Origin of the sequence: Azospirillum sp. A29, assembly GCF_042604625.1 — a bacterium.
Classification (GTDB): Bacteria; Pseudomonadota; Alphaproteobacteria; order Azospirillales; family Azospirillaceae; genus Azospirillum; species Azospirillum palustre.
In genome coordinates, this window is the sequence record NZ_CP170467.1 from 855,163 (window position 1) to 871,641 (window position 16,479).

The following is a 16,479-nucleotide window of genomic DNA, read 5'->3' on the forward strand; positions in this document are numbered from 1 at the left end:
CCGCTTCTCTCAGCGCCATTTTTGTCGCTATGGAATCGGATGATTACACGCAAGCAAGCTTGCGCTCATGCCGTGTTCTCACATCCCGGACAATTTGCGCATTCGACTTTGCGCATTTTGGGACGCTTGTCCTGTCCTGCGCGGGCGTCGCAATACCGTCGGCGAAAGGTTGTTGGCTGGTCAACCTCCGACGACACCGCAGGTGCCCCATGCCACGCCCAGCCGTCTCTCTTCCCCAAACCTTCGTGGCTTGGCTGTGGCCCTATTTGGATGCGTTTTCGGGGCGCACCCGCTCTACGGTGGCGGCGCTCGCGGTCGGTGCGGTGCTGGCGGTTGGTCCCCGCACCGTGGCCAACCTGCTGCGCACCCTCGGCTTGGCGGACGATCCCGACTTCGCCGCCTTTCACCGCGTGCTCAACCGGAACCGCTGGTCGGGGCTGAAACTCGCACGCACCCTGCTGAACGCCCTGGTCAGCGCCTTCGTCCCAGACGGCCCGATCGTCATCGGTGTCGACCATACTCTTGAACGGCGCCGGGGAGCCCATGTTCGCCCAGCAAGCCATTGCTTCGACTCCGTCCGGTCCTCGACGGAGCAGACGGTCACCAGCCGTGGATTGCGCTGGATGACCGCCATGCTGCTGGTCGAGGTTCCCTTCGCCGGCCGCATCTGGGGACTGCCGGTGCTGAGCGCATTGGTGCCAAGCCGCTCTTGGTGTGAGACGCAGGGCCGGCACTATCGGCCGACCACCACCTGGGCCCGGGCCATCCTGCTGCGCCTGCATCGCTGGCTGCCGGACCGGCTGCTGGTTGCCGTCATGGATGGCGAATTCGCCGCGCTGACCCTGCTCGACGCCGTCAGCTCGCACATGGTCGCGATCACTCGGCTGCGCTTGGATGCGCGCCTGTTCGATTCGCCACCAGACCCGCCCTTGACCTTGCGACAGGTGGTGAAGGGCGCCCGCCAACCCAGCTTGCGGGCCCGTCTGACCGACAAGGCTACCGTCTGGCGCCGGGCCGCCCAACCAGGCCGAACCCGGTGGCGCTCCAGCGGCTGGATCGACTATGTCTCTGGCACGGCGCTGTGGCACCACCAGGGCAAGCCGATCGTGCCGATCCTCTGGGTGATGGTGCGCTATCCCGATAGCCGGCGCGATCCAGAAGCCTTTCTGTGCACCGACCTATCGGTGCCGCCACGTACGGTGTTGGAATGGTTCAACCGCCGTTGGGCGATGGAGACGACCTACGAAGAGAGCCGGGCTCATCTCGGCATAGAAACTCAGCGACAGTGGGCGGACCCGGCGGTGTTCCGCACCGCCCCGCTACTGTTCGGGCTTTACTCGTTGATCACGCTGTACGTCCATCAGAATGCCGGCCGCCTCGCTCTATCGCCCCGGCGCGCCATCTGGTATCCAAAACCAGCGCCTACATTCGCCGATACCTTGGCCCGTTTGCGCCAGCACCTGTGGTTCGAACAGGCCGCCATGTCGCCCGCTGAAGGCGACATGCTCAGAGCACCGCCACCGCTCCTCCGACGGCTCGTCGACGTCGCCTGCTACGCGCCGTAATCCCCGTCACCCCGCACCGCTACTGGACTTGTGAACCGCCTCCTAACCGAGACGGCGATCCCAAAATGCGCAAAGTCGAATGATCAGATCGTCCGGGATGTGAGAACGTGAGTAGAACGAGCGGTTGGGAGCCTATGCGACGAAAACGTTAGCTCCGCCGCGCATGGTCATCCCTATCAGCGACGACGAAAACGGTCCCTTTGCCGCTGTCGTCGCGATTCCAGCGAACCACCCGCTGGCACAGAAGGCGCTGATCCATCCGGCCGACCTCGACCGGCAACGGATGATCTCCCTGGAGCCGGGAACCATCTTCGCGTCGAGGGTCGATGTGGCCCTTGCCGGAATCTCACGCCTGCCCACGTTGGAAGCTCGGCTCTCCCATACGGCGTTGATGCTGGTCAGCGAGGGAGCGGGCATCGCCATCATCGACCCGACCGCCGCTTGGGAGTTCGAAGGGCGCGGCATTGTCACCCGCCCCTTCAGCGTCTACATCGACGCGAGTTTCCTGGTGATCCGCCCACCGAACCAGGGTGCGTCGGCCATCGTCGACCGCTTCGTCCAGGAGTTCTGGGAATTCCATGATCGCGAGGTGCCGGAACGCCGTGACTGACTGGGGTTGAAGTCCGCGAGCGCGCGGTTCGGATGATGTTCGAACTCAAAGGCGAGCATGCCTCGCAGTGGGCGGCGATCAACCCGGTCGCGGCGAGGATCGGCTGCAATCCCGAGCCGCTGCGGACCTGGGTCCGGCAGGCCGAGCGTGACCAGGGCAAGTGACATCCTACGGCTTCTGGTGTTGCGCGACCATCCGCTGGGCGGGACGTTTCCGGCTAACCAAGGATGGCGGGATCAGCATCCGCGCGGCCGTCGCCATCTTTGGTCGATAATGGCGGCGTTGTTCAGCTGACGCTTATCGCGCTGCCCTCAGTGAAGCAGCGTGTTGCAGCGGGGTGCTGCCGGCCGAGACCTCCGCCACCAAGATCAAGCATCTCGAAGAAAATTCGCATTGACTCCAGCGGCGCCGCATGAGAGCGTTCTCATATTGAGAGCGTTCTCAGGGCTAGGCCCCTGCTCTCGTTGAAATTCATCCAAGTTTTGTGGAGTGCGTCGTGTCGTCTGAAAAGACCCTCAACACGGGCCTGCCGTTGCGCCCGATCGAACCCGATTTCGTGCCGACGCTGCGGGGCGTATTGGAAAAGCAGGCAATTGCGCAGCGGATCGCACGCGACGCCATCCGGGACGGCGTCACCGACATCGTGTTCGTCGGGTGCGGCGGGTCCTATTCCTCGTCGATCCATGCCGCCACTTTTCTGGAGGCGCGTTCGACCAGACTGACGATCCGCAACATCAACGCGGCGGAGTTCCAGTCCCTGCCGCCGGCCCGCCTGGGACCGAAGATGCTGGTCGTGGCATCTTCGCATTCCGGCGGCACGCCGGAAACCGTGGCCGCCGCCAAATTCGCCCGCGAACGGGGCGCCCGTCTGGTTGCGGTCAGCCGCGACGACGACAATCCCCTGGTCAACGCCTCGCATTATTCGCTGAGCTATGGCAGCGAGCGGACGGTGACCTCGTCGAAGCAGATCCTGCTGGCCCAGCTGGGGCAGGCGCTGCTGGAGGAAACCGGCGAAGCGGTGGACCCCGCCATCCGGACGGCGCTCGAAGCGCTGCCGGCCGCCCTGCTCACGGCACAGGAACAGGCCGACCCCAAGCTCGCCGGGATCGCCCGGCAGCTCAGCGCCGAGCGGCCGACCTATGTGGTGTCGTCCGGTCCCAACATGGGTGCCGCCTTTTCGCTGTCGCTCTGCTATTTCATGGAAATGCAGTGGATGAACGCGAGCAACATCGACGCCGGCGACTATCTGCACGGGCCGTTCGAGATGCTGACCGACAACGCCTCGCTGATCGTGTTCCAGGGCGAGGACGCGACGCGCCCGCTGACGGAGCGCGTCATCAGGTTCGCGGGGCGTCATGGCACGCACGTGTTCGTCATCGATAGCCGCGATCTCCCGCTTGACGGTGTTCCGGAGCATCTGCGCGGGGAGGTTTCCGCCATTGCGCTGGGCGTGCTGGGCACCCGCCTGGCAGACCACCGGGAAGCGGCGACCGGTCATTCGCTGGACGAGCGACGGTACATGCACAAGGTCGAGTATTGAGCCATGGCGGTCCGGCTCTGTGGTGTCGGCGACAACGTCGTTGACCGTTACCTTCACCTCGACCTGATGTTCCCCGGAGGCAACGCCTTGAACGTCGCGGTGTTCGCAAGACGGGCGGGCGCCGAGGCCGGTTACATCGGGATCATCGGCGACGACCTGTCCGGAACATTGGTGCGGAACGCGCTGGTGGCCGAGAAGGTCGAGATCTCCCGCCTGCGGGTCAACGAGAGCTTCAACGCCTTCTCGCAGATCGGCATCGACCAGGACGGCAACCGGTACTTCATCGGCTCGACGCCGCCGCCCTACCGGCTGCGGCTCGACCAGGCGGAGCTGGATCATGTCGCGACCTATGATTTCGTCCATACCGGCGACTATGGTCAGGTCGAGGGACAATTGGCCGATCTGTCGGCGGCGGCCCGGCTGTCCTTCGACTTCGGGTCCAAGCCGGCGGAATACGCCGAACCCTTGCTGCCCCATATCCGGATCGCAACCTTCTCAGGCTCCGGCCTGGACGATGCCGGGGTACTGGCGCTGATCCGCTGGGCCCAGGCCCGGGGGCCCGAAACCGTGATCGTGACGCGGGGGGCCGCAGGATCGACAGTGGCAGTGGGCGAGGCGGTTCACCATGAGCCGGCGGTGCCGGTGACGGTGACGGACAGCCTGGGTGCAGGCGATGCCTATACCGCGACGTTCGTCGTGGCTCTGGGCGCCGGTGCATCGCTGCCCGAGGCGGCGCATCGCGCGGCCGCCGCTGCCGGCGAGGTCTGCACACGGTTCGGCGCGTTCGGGCACGAGGCACCGATGGCGCCACTTCCCGTCACGGTGACGACGGGCTGACATCCAGGGATTGGCGAAGACCCCAGCGGCAAAGGTGCGAGGGAGACCATGGCTTCATCGATAGAAATCGCGGGACTGAGAAAGAATTACGGTTCGCTGAGCGTTCTCGACGACATCTCCGTCTCGATCAAGGCTGCCGAGTTCCTGACGCTGCTGGGACCCTCCGGTTCGGGTAAGACCACGCTCCTGATGACGATCGCCGGCTTCGTGCGCCCGAATTCCGGCAGCATCAGGGTGGACGACCGGGAGATCGTGACCCTGGCGCCCCACAAGCGGAACATCGGCATGGTGTTCCAGAACTACGCGCTTTTCCCTCATATGAGCGTGGGGGAAAACGTCGCCTATCCCCTCAAGCTGCGCGGCGTCGGGCGTGGCGAGCGGGATGACAGGGCGAGGCGGGCGCTGATGGCGGTCCGGATGGACCAATACGCCGACCGGCGCATCGACCAGCTTTCCGGCGGACAGCGGCAGCGGGTGGCGGTCGCCCGCGCCATCGTGTTCGAGCCCAACATCATCCTGATGGACGAACCGCTCTCCGCCCTCGACAAGCGGCTGCGCGAGGAAATGCAGGTCGAGCTGAAGCGCCTTCACGAAACGCTCGGCCGCACGATCGTCTATGTCACCCACGACCAGAAGGAGGCGCTGACCATGTCCGACCGGGTGGCGGTGCTGAAGGCGGGCCGCATCCACCAGATCGCGTCGCCGCGCGACATCTACGATAGGCCGATCAACCGCTTCGTCGCCGACTTCATCGGCGACAGCGCCTTCGTGCCGCTGACGGCCAGGGAGGGTGGCGTCGATCTCGCAATCTCCGACGGGTTCCGGGCGGCACATGTCACCGGCAAGGCCGATCCCCTGCTGCTGCTGCGGCCGGAGAAGATCGAGATCGTCTCGTCGGCCGATCGCCAGCCGGACCTGATCCATTTCGACGGGGTGGCGGAGGAGGTCCTGTTCCAGGGCGATCTGGTGGTCGTTCACGCCAAATTGGCCGACGGCACGCGCCTGAAGCTGCAGCGGGGGACACGCCAGAACACCATGCGCGGCCTTCCCGATATCGGCAGCCGGTTCCGCATGGCGATCCACGAAGAGGACGCCTGGGTGGTCAGCGGGGCCTCAGCCGGAGAACACGCGCGATGAGCCTCCCACTGAACGCCCGCCTGCTGTCCGCGCTGGAGACCCGGAGCAAGGCCGAACTGGCGCTGATGGTGCTGCCGGGCCTGATGATCGTGGCGCTGGTGATCGTCCCGGCGATCTGGCTGGGCATCCTGTCATTCTCGGTCGATGGGGTGCCGTCGCTGGCGCATTACCAGCGCATGATCGACAATTCCAGCTATGCGGCGATCTTCCTGACGACCTTCCAGCTGGCCGGGCTGGTAACGGCGATAACGGTGCTGGTCGGCTATCCCGCGACCTACGCAATAACGCTCCTTCCGCCACGCCTGTCGGCGTTGGCGCTGGCCTGCGTCGCCATTCCGTTCTGGACCTCGCTGCTGGTCCGGACCTACGCCTGGATGGTGATCCTGCAACGGAACGGCATTCTCAACGGCTGGCTGCTGGACGCCGGGCTGATCGAGCGGCCGTTGCGGATGTCCAACAGCTTCTTCGGAACGACGATCGGCATGGTCCACATCATGCTGCCCTTCTTCATCTTTCCGCTCTATGCGTCGATGCGGTCGATCGACGGCAACCTGACGCGGGCGGCCTACAGCCTGGGCGCCACGCCGACGCGGGCCTTCTTCGACGTGTTCCTGCCACTGTCGAAGCAGGGCCTGATCGCCGGAGCCCTGCTGACCTTCGTGCTCTGCCTCGGCTTCTACGTGACCCCGCAGCTTCTGGGTGGCGGCAACGTCACGACCCTGTCGATCAAGATCCAGCAGAACGTCATCGTCTACGCCGACTGGGGCGCCGCGAGCGCGCTGGCCGTCGTGCTGGTCGTGATCGTCGGCCTGATGCTGTTCGCGAGCCGCCTGCTCGGCGGGCGCGGCACCGACTGAGGAGGACGAGAGATGGATTCCACGAACGCCTACCTGTCGCCATGGCGGCGCCTCTGGCTTCACGCGCTGCTGGTGATCGTCCTGTTCTTCCTGCTGGCCCCTGTGCTGGTGGTTGTGCCGATGAGCTTCTCGGCATCGAACTACCTGGAGTTTCCGCCGCGGGAGTGGTCGCTTCGCTGGTACGAGACCTTCTTCGGCTCGTCGGAGTGGCTGCACGCCACCCGCACCTCGCTGATCGTCTCGGGCCTGACGACGCTTCTGGCGACGCCCCTGGGCGTGGCGGCCGCGGCGGCCTTGTCGCGGAGCCGGATCACGACCGCGCAGATATTGAAGGGGGTCTTCCTGCTGCCTCAGGTCGTCCCGGTCATCATCCTGGGCATCGGTGTCTTCTTCCTCTACATCCGGCTCGGACTGGTCAATTCACTGCCGGGCATCGTCATGGCCCACACGGCCCTTGCCCTACCCTTCGTGGTGGTGACGACCCTGTCCGGGCTGAAGACATTCGACCATAACCTTGAAATCGCCGCGCAGAGCCTGGGCGCCCACCCGATCCGGGCGTTCCTGGGCATAACGCTGCCGCGGATCAAGCTGTCGGTTCTGGCCGGCGCGCTGTTCGCCTTCATCACCTCGCTGGACGAAGTGGTGATTTCGCTGTTCATCGCCGGCGGCGACAACACGCTGCTGACAAAGAAGATGTTCCTGTCGCTGCGCGATCAGCTGGATCCGACGATCGCGGCGGTGTCCTCGATCCTGATCATCATGAGCATCGTCGGCGTCTTCATCTTCATGGTGGCCGCCGGGTCCAACAAGGACGGGCGGCGGCCCTGAAGGACCGCCGCCTCCAAGCATCAGCCCGGCATCACGCCGCCAGCGCCGCGCGGATGCGCTCCACGCACTGGCGGACCGGCGTCAGCGGGTCGAGCGCGTAGCGCGAGGCCGAGAACTCGAACGACAGGCAGCCGCCGTAGCCCGCTGCCGCCAGATCCTTCAGATAGGTCTCCATCGGCAGGTTGCCGTCGCCCCAGGCCATGTGGCCGGCGGGATTGCCGTCGATGAAGTGGACGTGACGGATGTCGTCGCCGAACGCCGCCGTGTAGTCGGTCACGCTCTCCCCGGCCACCGCCATGGCGACGGTGTCGAGGGCGATCTTGAGGTTCGGCGTGCCGGCGTCGGAGCGCATCCGGATCAGGTCCGCCACCGACAGGACGAGGTTGGACTCCCGCGGCTGAAGGGCTTCCAGCACTCCGGTGACACCCAGAGAGGCCGCATGATCGGCGATCTCACCCAAGGCATCGGCCGAACGCCGCCATGCCGGTTCGCGCGGATGGTCCTGATATCCGGCACCCGACGTCAGGAACAGGTGCGGGCATTCAAGCTCCGACGCGATCTCGGCCGCGCGGCGGAAGAAGGCGATGCTGCGGTCCCGCAGCCAATCCTCGGATGATGCGATGTTGATCGGGTAGAGGATCTGCTCCGGCGTGAAGCAGGCAAGCCTGAGGCCACGCTCCCTCAATTGGCCTTTGATCCGCTTGAGATCCGCCGAGGTCACGTGATCGACGTGCAGGTGAGGCGCCACCCCCCAGATCTCCACGGTTTGGAGATCGAGCGCCACCATGTCGTCCAGGAAGCGGTCGAACGAGAAGCGGTAGTAGCTGAAATTGGTGCCGCAAAGCTGGTTTGGGCTGAGCTTGGTCAATGGTTTCTCCTGTCTGGATCGAACCCACCCGCTCTGCTCTTTCGACTCCTGCGCAGGATCTGTCTTGACAGGAGCGCAGCGGGGTAAGAACGTTCTCACACACTATGAGAACGATCTCACTATAAAACAAGGCTCACGTTTCTGGGAGAAGAGGACAATCATGACGGCGAAATTCCTGACTACCATTGCGCTGCCGGGGCTCCTGTCCGGCTTCCTGATGGCGGCGGCCCCGCTTGGCGGCGCCAGCGCACAGCAGCTGACGGTTGCCACCGGCGGCGGCATCATCGCCGACGCCGAGCGCGCCGCCTTCTTCGAACCCACCGCCAAGGCATTGGGCGTGACGTTCAAGGAGGAAACCATCCAGAACGTGCGTGACATCCGGCTTCAGGTCCGCAGCGGCGCCGTCACCTGGGACATCGCACAGCTTGGCCTGGACGAGTGCCAGCAGGCGGCCAAGGAAGGCATCCTGGAGAAGATCGACCGGAAGATCGTCAATACCGACGGCATCGAGTCACCGTCGGACATGGATTACTGCATTCCCGCCTACTACTACAGCACCGTCATCGCCTGGAACACCAAGACCGGGCAGCCGGGCGGCAAGACGATGAAGAGCTGGGCCGACTTCTTCGATACCAAGACGTTCCCCGGCGCGCGCTCCGTCTTCAAATATCCGCGCGGCAACCTGGAAATGGCGCTGCTGGCCGATGGCGTGGCACCCGACAAGCTCTATCCGCTGGATGTGGACCGCGCATTCAAGAAGCTGGAGCAGATCAAGCCGCAGATCGAAGCCTGGTGGGATTCGGGCGCCCAATCCGCGCAGCTGCTCAAGGATGGCGAGGTCGACTACATCCAGATCTGGAATGGCCGGGCTTCCAGTGTGATGCGCGACGGCGGAAAGGCCGGCTTCACCTTCAACCAGGGCATCCTGACCGGCGACGCCTTCGCCGTTCCCAAGGGCGCGCCGCACAAGGACATGGCGATGAAGGCGCTGGCGATGTTCTTCTCGCCCGAGCAGCAGGCCCATTTCCCGCTGACCGTCGATTACGGTCCGTCAAACCTGAAAGCCTTCGACACCAAGATCCTGTCGCCGGAGCAGATCGCCCGGATCAACACCTCGCCGGAAAACATGAAGACCCAGATCAAGCTGGACGAGGTCTGGTGGGCGCAGAACAACACCGCCGTGCTGGAGCGCTGGGACAACTTCATGCAGCGCTGACGCACCGGCCGTTGCTGTCGACCAGCTTGAAAGGAAGCGCTTGATGGGTTTGATCGTGGACGAGGTGACCGCCGCCGCCGATTTTCCGACGGAAACGGCGGTCGTGGTGATCGGCGGCGGCATCGTCGGGGCGAGCACGGCACTCTTCCTCGCCCGAAAGGGTGTCCCGGTGGTCCTGTGCGAGAAGGGCCATATCGCCGGGGAGCAATCCAGCCGCAACTGGGGCTGGATCATCACCTGCGGACGCGACGACCGGGAGATCCCCATCAGCGTCCTGTCGGCACGCCTGTGGAGCGGGATGACGGCAATGGTCGAAGCCGACATCGGATACCGCGCCACCGGTATCGCCAGGCTTTACGACAGCGACGCCCCCATCGCGGTGGCCGAGGCCTGGATCCGCAGGGCGGTCCCCCAAGGCCTCGGCGCCCGCATTCTCTCCGGCGCCGAGGTCGCCTCCCTATTCCCCGGCGCCACCCGGCCGTTCAAGGGCGGACTGTTCGTCGACGGCGACGCCGTTGCCGAGCCGCAACGCGCGGCACCCGCCATTGCCAGGGCCGCTCAACGCAATGGTGCCATCATCCTGACCAACTGTGCTGTGCGGGCGCTGGATACCGAAGCCGGCCGCGTTTCCGGCGTGTGGACCGAACGCGGCCGGATCAAGGCGGATGCGGTCGTGCTGGCGGGCGGAGCCTGGAGCCGGCTGTTCTGCGACAGCCTGGACGTCAGGCTGTCGCAGCTGCCGGTGCAGGCGTCGGTCATGAGGACGGCTCCCCTGACCGGTGGTCCGTTGCCGGCGGCGGTGACGCAGCACTACTCGTTCCGGCGCCGGGCGGACGGCGGCTACACCATTGGCGATCCCTTCAACACGCTGGCCCCGATCACGCCGTCCAGCTTCCGGTTCATGCGCGACTTCACGCCGATGCTGCGCATGTCCTGGCGCCGGCTGCGGCCGACTGCCAGCCGTTTCATGACCGAACTGCGTGACGCGCGCCGCCGTCCCCCGGGTGCAGCCTCGGCTTACGAGGGAACCCGCGTCAACGACCCTGACCCAAATCAGCGCTTCATCGACGAGACAAGACGACGGCTTGTCGAGCGCTTCCCGATCTTCGGAACCGTGCCGGTCGAGCAGAGTTGGGCCGGACTGCTGGACGTCACCCCGGACGCGATCCCGGTGATATCCAGCGTTCCGGCCATCCCAGGATTCCATGTCGGCACCGGCTTCTCGGGCCACGGCTTCACGCTCGGCCCCGGCGCCGGGCATGTGCTGGCGGACCTCGCCACCAACACCGATCCGGCGGTGGACGTGTCACCCTTCTCGATCACCCGGTTCACCGACGGCTCCCGTCCCGATCCGCAGGTCGGCTTCTAGGCTCCCGATCCGCGAACGGCCCTGGCGATCGGCTTTGCCCGGTTGGGAAAGCCGAGTAGCATGCGACGCCCGATCCCCTCCGGATGGGGCCCTCCCAGCGATACCGAAACGAAGAACCTCAAGGCATGGCATCCTCCCCGACGAACACCGAGCGCCGCCGCGCCACCATCGCCGACGTGGCCAGGGAGGCGGGCGTCTCCGCCGCGACGGCAGGGCGTGCCCTCGGCGACTATGGCTATGTGCGGGAAGAAATCCGCGAGCGGGTGCGCAAGGCCGCCGAAGCGTTGGGGTATCGGCCGAACAGCCTGGCGCGCAGCATGATCACCGGCCGCACCAACACGATCGGCGTCGTCGGCGCCGACATTGCCAACCCGTTCTTCGCAAGCGCCATGCGGGGAATCGGGGACGTCGCACGGCAGGAGGGATTCGGCACCATCCTGACCAACAGCGACGAGGATGTGGCTCTGGAACGGGAGGCGGTCGGTCTGCTGCTGCAAAAGCAGGTCGATGGCATCATCGTGTCACCTGCGAGCCCGGTCGAGACCGGCCACCTGATCGAGGCGGCACAGAGCGGCACGCCTGTGGTGCTGCTCGATCGCGATGTCGCGGGATTGACGGCCGACGCGGTCCTGACCGACAGCGTGGGCGCCAGCCGGACGGCGGTCGGCCACCTGCTCGGCCTGGGACACCGGCGGATCGCGATCATCGCGGAGCTTCGCACCGCCCACGACAAGGAGTGGCCGAACTGGATCGGCTCCGCAACGGAGCCGGATATCCAGATGCTGATGCCGAGTGGCGCTCGTCTGCTGGGGTACATCCAGGCGCACGAGGCAGCGGGAGTCCCGATCGACACGGCGCTGATCCGCGGCACCGGGTCCTACGATCCCACCACGGCGCGGGAGCAGACGCTGGTGGCGCTGAGGCTCGATCCGCCACCATCGGCGATCTTCACGGTGGACAACGTTATGACTCACGGCGCCTATCAGGCCTGCCGCAGCATGGGTATCCGCATACCGGAAGACCTGTCGTTCGTGGCGTATGACGACATGGAGTGGATGACCTTCGTAGAACCGAACATCACTGCCCTATCACAACCGGTTTACGAGATGGGCAAGGCGACCGCCGAAATGCTCATTCGCCGCCTGCGCTCCCCTGGGGTCGAGCCCGCCAAACGCCTTCTCGACACGAAGCTGATGGTGCGAGGGTCGACGATGGCACCGCGCTGAAGGCGGGATGGTCTCGTTCCCCGGACAGTCGAATAAGCGGCACCGTCAACTCGTTTTCAGCGGTGATAAGGGACGGCGCGGTTTGACCGGAAATAGCCGGTGGACCGAGTGCTTACGCGGCCAAGGGCGCGCCGGCCACCTCGGCCCAGGCAGCGAAGGCTTGGACGCGGGCGGCTCGGAACTCGGAGGCGGTGAGGTGATCGCGGCGAAGATGGAAGAGGTTATGGATCGGCTCGTGGATCGATAGAAATCGCTGCGCCTGACGGGCTGACTTGAAGCGCTTCATCTGCCGCTCGCGTCGTCGGGTTGGCTGATGCGAGTTCTCAGCCCGGCATTGTCACATCAACGATGGTGGCCTGGCGGCTGTGACGGTATTCTCACCGAATGTCGCCGCTCTCGTTTGCCCGCCATCAGTTTCCGCCCGAGATCATTCGGCACGCGATCTGGCTCTATCTCCGGTTTACGCTGAGCTACCGGGATGTCGAGGAACTGCTGGCCGAACGCGGCGTGGAGGTGTCCTACGAGACCGTCCGCCGCTGGGTCTTGAAGTTTGGGCCAGTTATCGCCGGCAACCTGCGGCGATTGCGTCCCAAGCCCAGCCCACGCTGGCACCTTGATGAGATGGCCGTACGGGTTGGCGGCCAGCTGATGCATCTGTGGCGGGCCGTGGATGATGAAGGTGAAGTTCTGGAGGTGCTCGTCCAGCGCCGACGGGACAAAGCCCACCACCGACAAGCTCCGGTCCTACGGGGCCGCCTTCCGCCAACTCGGTCTGACCGCCCACCATGAACAAGGGCGGCGAACGAACAACCGTGCCGAGGTCTCACACCAGCCGGTACGGCGACGAGAGCGCAAGATGCAGCGGTTCAAATCAATGGGTTCCGCCCAGCGCTTCGTCTCTCTTCATGCCGCCGTCTACAACACATTCAACCTTCAGCGTCACTTGGTCTCCCGCCGCACCCTTCGCACCTTACGGGCACAGGCCGTGGCCGACTGGCAGGCCGCGACCGCCGCAACATGAACGAGTTGCGGATTTCGTACCTTCTATTTGCCGCCTCGGTTGCCGTGACAAAGCCCTCTTATGGGGTCGCCTTCCGTGGGATCGGCTTGGCGGCACGGCACGAGCAGGGCCGGCTACAGAGCAACCGGGCCGAGGTCTCGCACCAGCCCGAGCAGCAACACGAACGCGAGATGCAGCGGTTCAAGTTGCCCGCGTCCGCCCAGGGCTTCGTCTCCGTGCATGCCGTCGCCTACAACACCGTCACGCTCCAGCACCATCTGATCTTCCGCTGCACCTTGCGCACCTTTCGAGCACAGGCCCGCGTGATGTACGGATGGGTCTGCTGGCGTATGACCTGCGAATCCGCTTTCAAACCTTCCAGTTTTGAAGCTTCGCCTTCAGACGCTCGCAGACGCTGGCCCAGTCGTTGCGGGCGGGCTGGCGGAACAGGCGCAAGCTCGGGTACCACGGCGTGTCGTCGCGATTCAGAAGCCAGCGCCAGTCGGGAACGAAGGGCAGCATCACCCAGGCCGGGCGGCCCAAGGCGCCGGCCAGATGCACTGGTGCGCTGTCGACCGAAATCAGCAAATCGGCGACCGCCAGAATGGCGGCGGTATCCTCGAAGTCTCCGATCTCATTTGACAGGCGTTCAATCCGCATGCCGGAAGGCGGCGTCAGCGCCTGCACTTCCGCCGGCCCTTTTTGCAGTGCCAGGAAGGTGCAGTCCGCCGTCGCCAGCGGTGCCAGCCGATCCAGCGTCAGCGATCGGTTGGCGTCGTTCAGATGGGTGGGGCGTCCGGCCCAGACCAAGCCGACCAGCGGCTTCGGCAACCCGGCCAGCCGCCGACGCCAACGCTTCACCCGCACCAAATCCGCGTTCAGATACGGAACTTCGCCGGGCAGATCGGAGAGCTTGAGCCCCATGGCCATCGGCAGGCTCATCATCTCGCAATGCACGTCGAAGGGTGGGGGCAGCTGGCCGCGTGGGACGAGGTGATCGGCACAGGACGAGCGCCGGGCGAAGCCGATTTGATCCATGTTGATCTGCAGGACGACACGGGCTTGGCTGCGCTGCTTCGCCCAAGCCACCATGCGCAGGAACTGGAACGTGTCGCCATAGCCCTGCTCATCGTGGATCAGCAGGGTCTTGCCGGGAATCGGCCGCCCGTCCCAGCGTGGGCGCTGTACTCGGCGTTCGAGTTGGGCGGTGTGCGGCATGCCGTAACGGTGATGGTATTCGCGCCAGCCGCGCTCGAACTCCCCCATCAGCAGCAGTATTTCCGCCAACTCGAAGCGGAGGTTCAGGTTGCCGGGAAGCTTGTCGACCAGCAGTTCGTAAACCTGCCGACAGTCATCGATACGGCCCTGGGTGCGCAGGGCGACCGCCAGCAGATGCCAGCAGCCCACCGTTCCGCCACCGCTGGCAAGGGCCTGTCGGGCGCGTTGTTCTGCCTCTTCCGGTTTCCCGGCTGCCAGCAGGGCGCGCCCTTCCTCCTCCAGCGTCTGCATCGCGGTCATCGCGGCCCGTTCTCCACGGGATCGCCGGATGCTTCAGGAGGCTGCTCTGTTTCATCTTCGGCCTGCCGGAGCCGGATGAAGGCAAACGCGCGTGCGAGACCGGGATGGTCGGGGGCGAAGTCGCGCAGGGCCTCCAACCAGTCCAGTGCCTCCGCCCAGCGGCCGCGCCCGGCTTCTAGGTCGGCACAGTTGAAATAGGCATCGACCATGCGCGGATCGATTTCGATGGCCCGCCGCAGCAGACCTATGCCCTGGTCAGGATGGCCAAGCTCACCCATCAGTTTGCCCAAATTGCTGCATGCGTCGGCATAGAGCGGATTGAGGTTCAAGGCCGTTCCATAACGGACAGCGGCCTCCTCCCGCCGATTCAGCAGGATCAGGGTGTTTGCAAGGTTGTTGTGGCCTTCCGGAGAATCTGGGGCCAGCACCAGCACGCGCTTCAGGCAGCGCAGGCTGTCCTCCAGTTTCCCGGATTCCTGGAGGATGATGCCAAGATTGCTCCAGATGCCGGGGGCTGTCCAATCCCGTGCCGCCGCCTGCCGAGCGGCGCGCTCCGCCTCTTCCAGGCGGCCGGCACGGCGGCACAGCTCCCCGAAGTTGCTGAAATAGGCGGCGGGGGCCGTCGGTTGGGCACAGGCCTGCCGCAGATGATCGACCGCCATGTCGATCCGGCCGAGCGCATGCGCCATCAGGCCAAGCAGATGATGAACGTCGACCTGACCGGGCCACACCGCCAGCACCTGTCGGCAGAGCATTTCCGCCTCCTGCAGCTGGCCCGCCTCCCAATGGCGGTAGGCGAGTTCAATGCCCGTTTCGACGGGGATGCCCTGCGGCTCGGATTTCTTCGAAGAACGGGAACGTCCGGGCTTTCCCGAAGGCTGGGAGCGAGGCATGGAACGGCCTATTTCTTGAGTTGCTTCAGGGCCGCGTCGAAGCCTTTCAATGGTACAGGGATGTCGATGGCCTTGCGGTCGCCGGTGACGAAACGCACCGTCATCTTATCGCCGCGCCGGAACTGGTCGAGGCTGGACTGGTCGAGATCGGCGACCATGCGGCAGCCGCCAGCCTGACAGCTTTCGAACGGCAATGTGACGGGCTTTCCGGAATCGATGCTCATCACCAGACCCGGTGCCAGCAGAACGCCGAGCGGCGCCGTCATGATCAGGCGCGGTTTCCCTTCCGGCGCCAGGAAGCCGACCAGGATGTTCAGCAGCACGGTGTTCGCCGGCATCGCGACGGCATATTGTTCGATGAAGCAGCTTTCACGATCGCCGCTCTCCGTGACGCAGCGCTTGCTCCACAATGGCGGCGGGGCGCTGTCCACCTTGGCCGGCGGATCGGCTGCAAAGACCGGAGCGGATCCGGTGGCGAGGGCGACGCTGACCAGGGCGACCTTCAAGACTTTCATGACACCTTCATCCATTGATGCGTCTTTCCGGCTCCCGCAGCGTTGACGGTGCGTCGGCAACGGACCGCCATCCTGCACTTGGCCCGCCATGTCGCCATGGTTCTCCGTCCGCTTGACCCTCTATCGCGGAGGTCAGCTGGTGACCGGATAGGTCCTGCACGAAAACGCTACGCGATTGTTTTCTTTCACAGCCTGCTGAAGCAGCGACAACCATCAAAGAAATTCTTTCTATCATGGGTAGAAAGTCAAAAAAGCGCGGTGAGAATGCGATAACGCTGTGATGTTACATTCTGTTGCATTGACGTTATGCTGCCGTATCAGTATGAAAGAAGAGACTTAGGGAAATCTATATTTATGTAGAAAAGGTTAACGCCGCGGCGCGAGTTACCGGTACCCGGTTTATGCCCATCTTTTTCGTGGTTATTGCTTGCCAACAAAACCCTGAAACTTCCGTGGGCTTTTGACCCAGGTGTCGGGCGTTTGCCTGATGTCTTCAATCA

15 protein-coding genes and 3 pseudogenes are annotated in these 16,479 nt (G+C 64.7%); 12 read left to right on the plus strand and 6 right to left on the minus strand.

What is annotated here, in order from left to right; all coding sequences use genetic code 11:
* The first annotated feature begins 209 nt into the window (after nucleotides 1-209).
* From ABNQ38_RS32085 to ABNQ38_RS32120, 8 genes and pseudogenes are all read left to right on the plus strand, one after another.
* Nucleotides 210-1,565 carry a transposase gene (locus tag ABNQ38_RS32085; RefSeq protein WP_377810335.1) on the plus strand — a complete coding sequence of 452 codons (1,356 nt, stop codon included), beginning with the start codon at nucleotides 210-212 and terminating at the stop codon, nucleotides 1,563-1,565.
* 124 nt (nucleotides 1,566-1,689) lie between these two features.
* Nucleotides 1,690-2,175 carry a LysR substrate-binding domain-containing protein gene (locus tag ABNQ38_RS32090; RefSeq protein WP_377810336.1) on the plus strand — a complete coding sequence of 162 codons (486 nt, stop codon included), beginning with the start codon at nucleotides 1,690-1,692 and terminating at the stop codon, nucleotides 2,173-2,175.
* A 32-nt stretch (nucleotides 2,176-2,207) separates the two neighbouring features.
* Nucleotides 2,208-2,336 (plus strand): annotated as a pseudogene (locus ABNQ38_RS32095) (IS3 family transposase); the annotation flags it as partial.
* Nucleotides 2,337-2,671: 335 nt separating this feature from the next.
* Nucleotides 2,672-3,715, plus strand: coding sequence for an SIS domain-containing protein (locus tag ABNQ38_RS32100; protein WP_377810337.1), 1,044 nt, complete (start codon nucleotides 2,672-2,674; stop codon nucleotides 3,713-3,715).
* Between the two features lie 3 nt (nucleotides 3,716-3,718).
* On the plus strand, nucleotides 3,719-4,552 hold the full coding sequence (locus tag ABNQ38_RS32105) for a PfkB family carbohydrate kinase (protein ID WP_377810338.1): 834 nt from the start codon (nucleotides 3,719-3,721) through the stop codon (nucleotides 4,550-4,552).
* Between the two features lie 48 nt (nucleotides 4,553-4,600).
* Nucleotides 4,601-5,689: an ABC transporter ATP-binding protein gene (locus tag ABNQ38_RS32110; RefSeq protein ID WP_377810339.1), complete on the plus strand. Its 1,089-nt coding sequence runs from the start codon at nucleotides 4,601-4,603 to the stop codon at nucleotides 5,687-5,689.
* A complete protein-coding gene (locus ABNQ38_RS32115) occupies nucleotides 5,686-6,546 on the plus strand; it encodes an ABC transporter permease (protein ID WP_377810340.1) in 861 nt (286 codons plus the stop codon). The genes ABNQ38_RS32110 and ABNQ38_RS32115 overlap by 4 nt, the downstream gene beginning before the upstream one ends.
* A gap of 12 nt (nucleotides 6,547-6,558) precedes the next feature.
* Nucleotides 6,559-7,374, plus strand: coding sequence for an ABC transporter permease (locus ABNQ38_RS32120; protein WP_377810341.1), 816 nt, complete (start codon nucleotides 6,559-6,561; stop codon nucleotides 7,372-7,374).
* A gap of 31 nt (nucleotides 7,375-7,405) precedes the next feature.
* Here ABNQ38_RS32120 and ABNQ38_RS32125 read toward each other — a convergent pair whose 3' ends face one another.
* A complete protein-coding gene (locus ABNQ38_RS32125; RefSeq protein ID WP_377810342.1) occupies nucleotides 7,406-8,242 on the minus strand; it encodes a sugar phosphate isomerase/epimerase family protein in 837 nt (278 codons plus the stop codon).
* 160 nt (nucleotides 8,243-8,402) lie between these two features.
* Here ABNQ38_RS32125 and ABNQ38_RS32130 point away from each other — a divergent pair, with 160 nt between their 5' ends.
* The 3 genes from ABNQ38_RS32130 to ABNQ38_RS32140 all read left to right on the plus strand — a co-directional run bounded on the left by ABNQ38_RS32130 (nucleotide 8,403) and on the right by ABNQ38_RS32140 (nucleotide 12,053).
* The gene (locus tag ABNQ38_RS32130) at nucleotides 8,403-9,458 is read left to right on the plus strand and encodes an ABC transporter substrate-binding protein (protein ID WP_377810343.1); all 1,056 of its coding nucleotides are present in this window, start codon (nucleotides 8,403-8,405) and stop codon (nucleotides 9,456-9,458) included.
* 43 nt (nucleotides 9,459-9,501) lie between these two features.
* Nucleotides 9,502-10,827, plus strand: coding sequence for an NAD(P)/FAD-dependent oxidoreductase (locus ABNQ38_RS32135; protein WP_377810344.1), 1,326 nt, complete (start codon nucleotides 9,502-9,504; stop codon nucleotides 10,825-10,827).
* A gap of 125 nt (nucleotides 10,828-10,952) precedes the next feature.
* Nucleotides 10,953-12,053 (plus strand): LacI family DNA-binding transcriptional regulator, encoded by a 1,101-nt coding sequence (locus ABNQ38_RS32140; RefSeq protein WP_377810345.1) that lies wholly within the window; start codon nucleotides 10,953-10,955, stop codon nucleotides 12,051-12,053.
* 133 nt (nucleotides 12,054-12,186) lie between these two features.
* Here the strand turns inward: ABNQ38_RS32140 and ABNQ38_RS32145 are convergent.
* Nucleotides 12,187-12,384: pseudogene (locus ABNQ38_RS32145) on the minus strand (IS6 family transposase); the annotation flags it as partial.
* A 53-nt stretch (nucleotides 12,385-12,437) separates the two neighbouring features.
* Here ABNQ38_RS32145 and ABNQ38_RS32150 point away from each other — a divergent pair.
* Nucleotides 12,438-13,074: pseudogene (locus ABNQ38_RS32150) on the plus strand (IS6 family transposase).
* A 113-nt stretch (nucleotides 13,075-13,187) separates the two neighbouring features.
* Here ABNQ38_RS32150 and ABNQ38_RS32155 read toward each other — a convergent pair.
* The 4 genes from ABNQ38_RS32155 to ABNQ38_RS32170 all read right to left on the minus strand — a co-directional run bounded on the left by ABNQ38_RS32155 (nucleotide 13,188) and on the right by ABNQ38_RS32170 (nucleotide 16,069).
* Complete coding sequence (locus ABNQ38_RS32155) at nucleotides 13,188-13,331, minus strand: hypothetical protein (protein ID WP_377810346.1); 144 nt, start codon at nucleotides 13,329-13,331, stop codon at nucleotides 13,188-13,190.
* A 91-nt stretch (nucleotides 13,332-13,422) separates the two neighbouring features.
* Nucleotides 13,423-14,571, minus strand: coding sequence for a tetratricopeptide repeat protein (locus ABNQ38_RS32160; protein WP_377810347.1), 1,149 nt, complete (start codon nucleotides 14,569-14,571; stop codon nucleotides 13,423-13,425).
* Complete coding sequence (locus ABNQ38_RS32165; protein ID WP_377810348.1) at nucleotides 14,568-15,464, minus strand: tetratricopeptide repeat protein; 897 nt, start codon at nucleotides 15,462-15,464, stop codon at nucleotides 14,568-14,570. The genes ABNQ38_RS32160 and ABNQ38_RS32165 overlap by 4 nt, the downstream gene beginning before the upstream one ends.
* An 8-nt stretch (nucleotides 15,465-15,472) precedes the next feature.
* Nucleotides 15,473-16,069, minus strand: coding sequence for an invasion associated locus B family protein (locus ABNQ38_RS32170; protein WP_377810349.1), 597 nt, complete (start codon nucleotides 16,067-16,069; stop codon nucleotides 15,473-15,475).
* Nucleotides 16,070-16,479 lie beyond the last annotated feature (410 nt).

Excerpts from the sequence above, each read along its gene's own strand:
- ABNQ38_RS32085 (WP_377810335.1), top strand. The coding sequence starts at position 210 with ATGCCACGCCCAGCCGTCTCTCTTCCCCAAACCTTCGTGGCTTGGCTG.
- ABNQ38_RS32105 (WP_377810338.1), top strand. The coding sequence starts at position 3,719 with ATGGCGGTCCGGCTCTGTGGTGTCGGCGACAACGTCGTTGACCGTTAC.
- ABNQ38_RS32110 (WP_377810339.1), top strand. The coding sequence starts at position 4,601 with ATGGCTTCATCGATAGAAATCGCGGGACTGAGAAAGAATTACGGTTCG.
- ABNQ38_RS32115 (WP_377810340.1), top strand. The coding sequence starts at position 5,686 with ATGAGCCTCCCACTGAACGCCCGCCTGCTGTCCGCGCTGGAGACCCGG.
- ABNQ38_RS32120 (WP_377810341.1), top strand. The coding sequence starts at position 6,559 with ATGGATTCCACGAACGCCTACCTGTCGCCATGGCGGCGCCTCTGGCTT.
- ABNQ38_RS32130 (WP_377810343.1), top strand. The coding sequence starts at position 8,403 with ATGACGGCGAAATTCCTGACTACCATTGCGCTGCCGGGGCTCCTGTCC.
- ABNQ38_RS32135 (WP_377810344.1), top strand. The coding sequence starts at position 9,502 with ATGGGTTTGATCGTGGACGAGGTGACCGCCGCCGCCGATTTTCCGACG.
- ABNQ38_RS32140 (WP_377810345.1), top strand. The coding sequence starts at position 10,953 with ATGGCATCCTCCCCGACGAACACCGAGCGCCGCCGCGCCACCATCGCC.
- ABNQ38_RS32155 (WP_377810346.1), bottom strand. The coding sequence starts at position 13,331 with ATGGTGCTGGAGCGTGACGGTGTTGTAGGCGACGGCATGCACGGAGAC.
- ABNQ38_RS32160 (WP_377810347.1), bottom strand. The coding sequence starts at position 14,571 with ATGACCGCGATGCAGACGCTGGAGGAGGAAGGGCGCGCCCTGCTGGCA.
- ABNQ38_RS32165 (WP_377810348.1), bottom strand. The coding sequence starts at position 15,464 with ATGCCTCGCTCCCAGCCTTCGGGAAAGCCCGGACGTTCCCGTTCTTCG.
- ABNQ38_RS32170 (WP_377810349.1), bottom strand. The coding sequence starts at position 16,069 with ATGGCGGGCCAAGTGCAGGATGGCGGTCCGTTGCCGACGCACCGTCAA.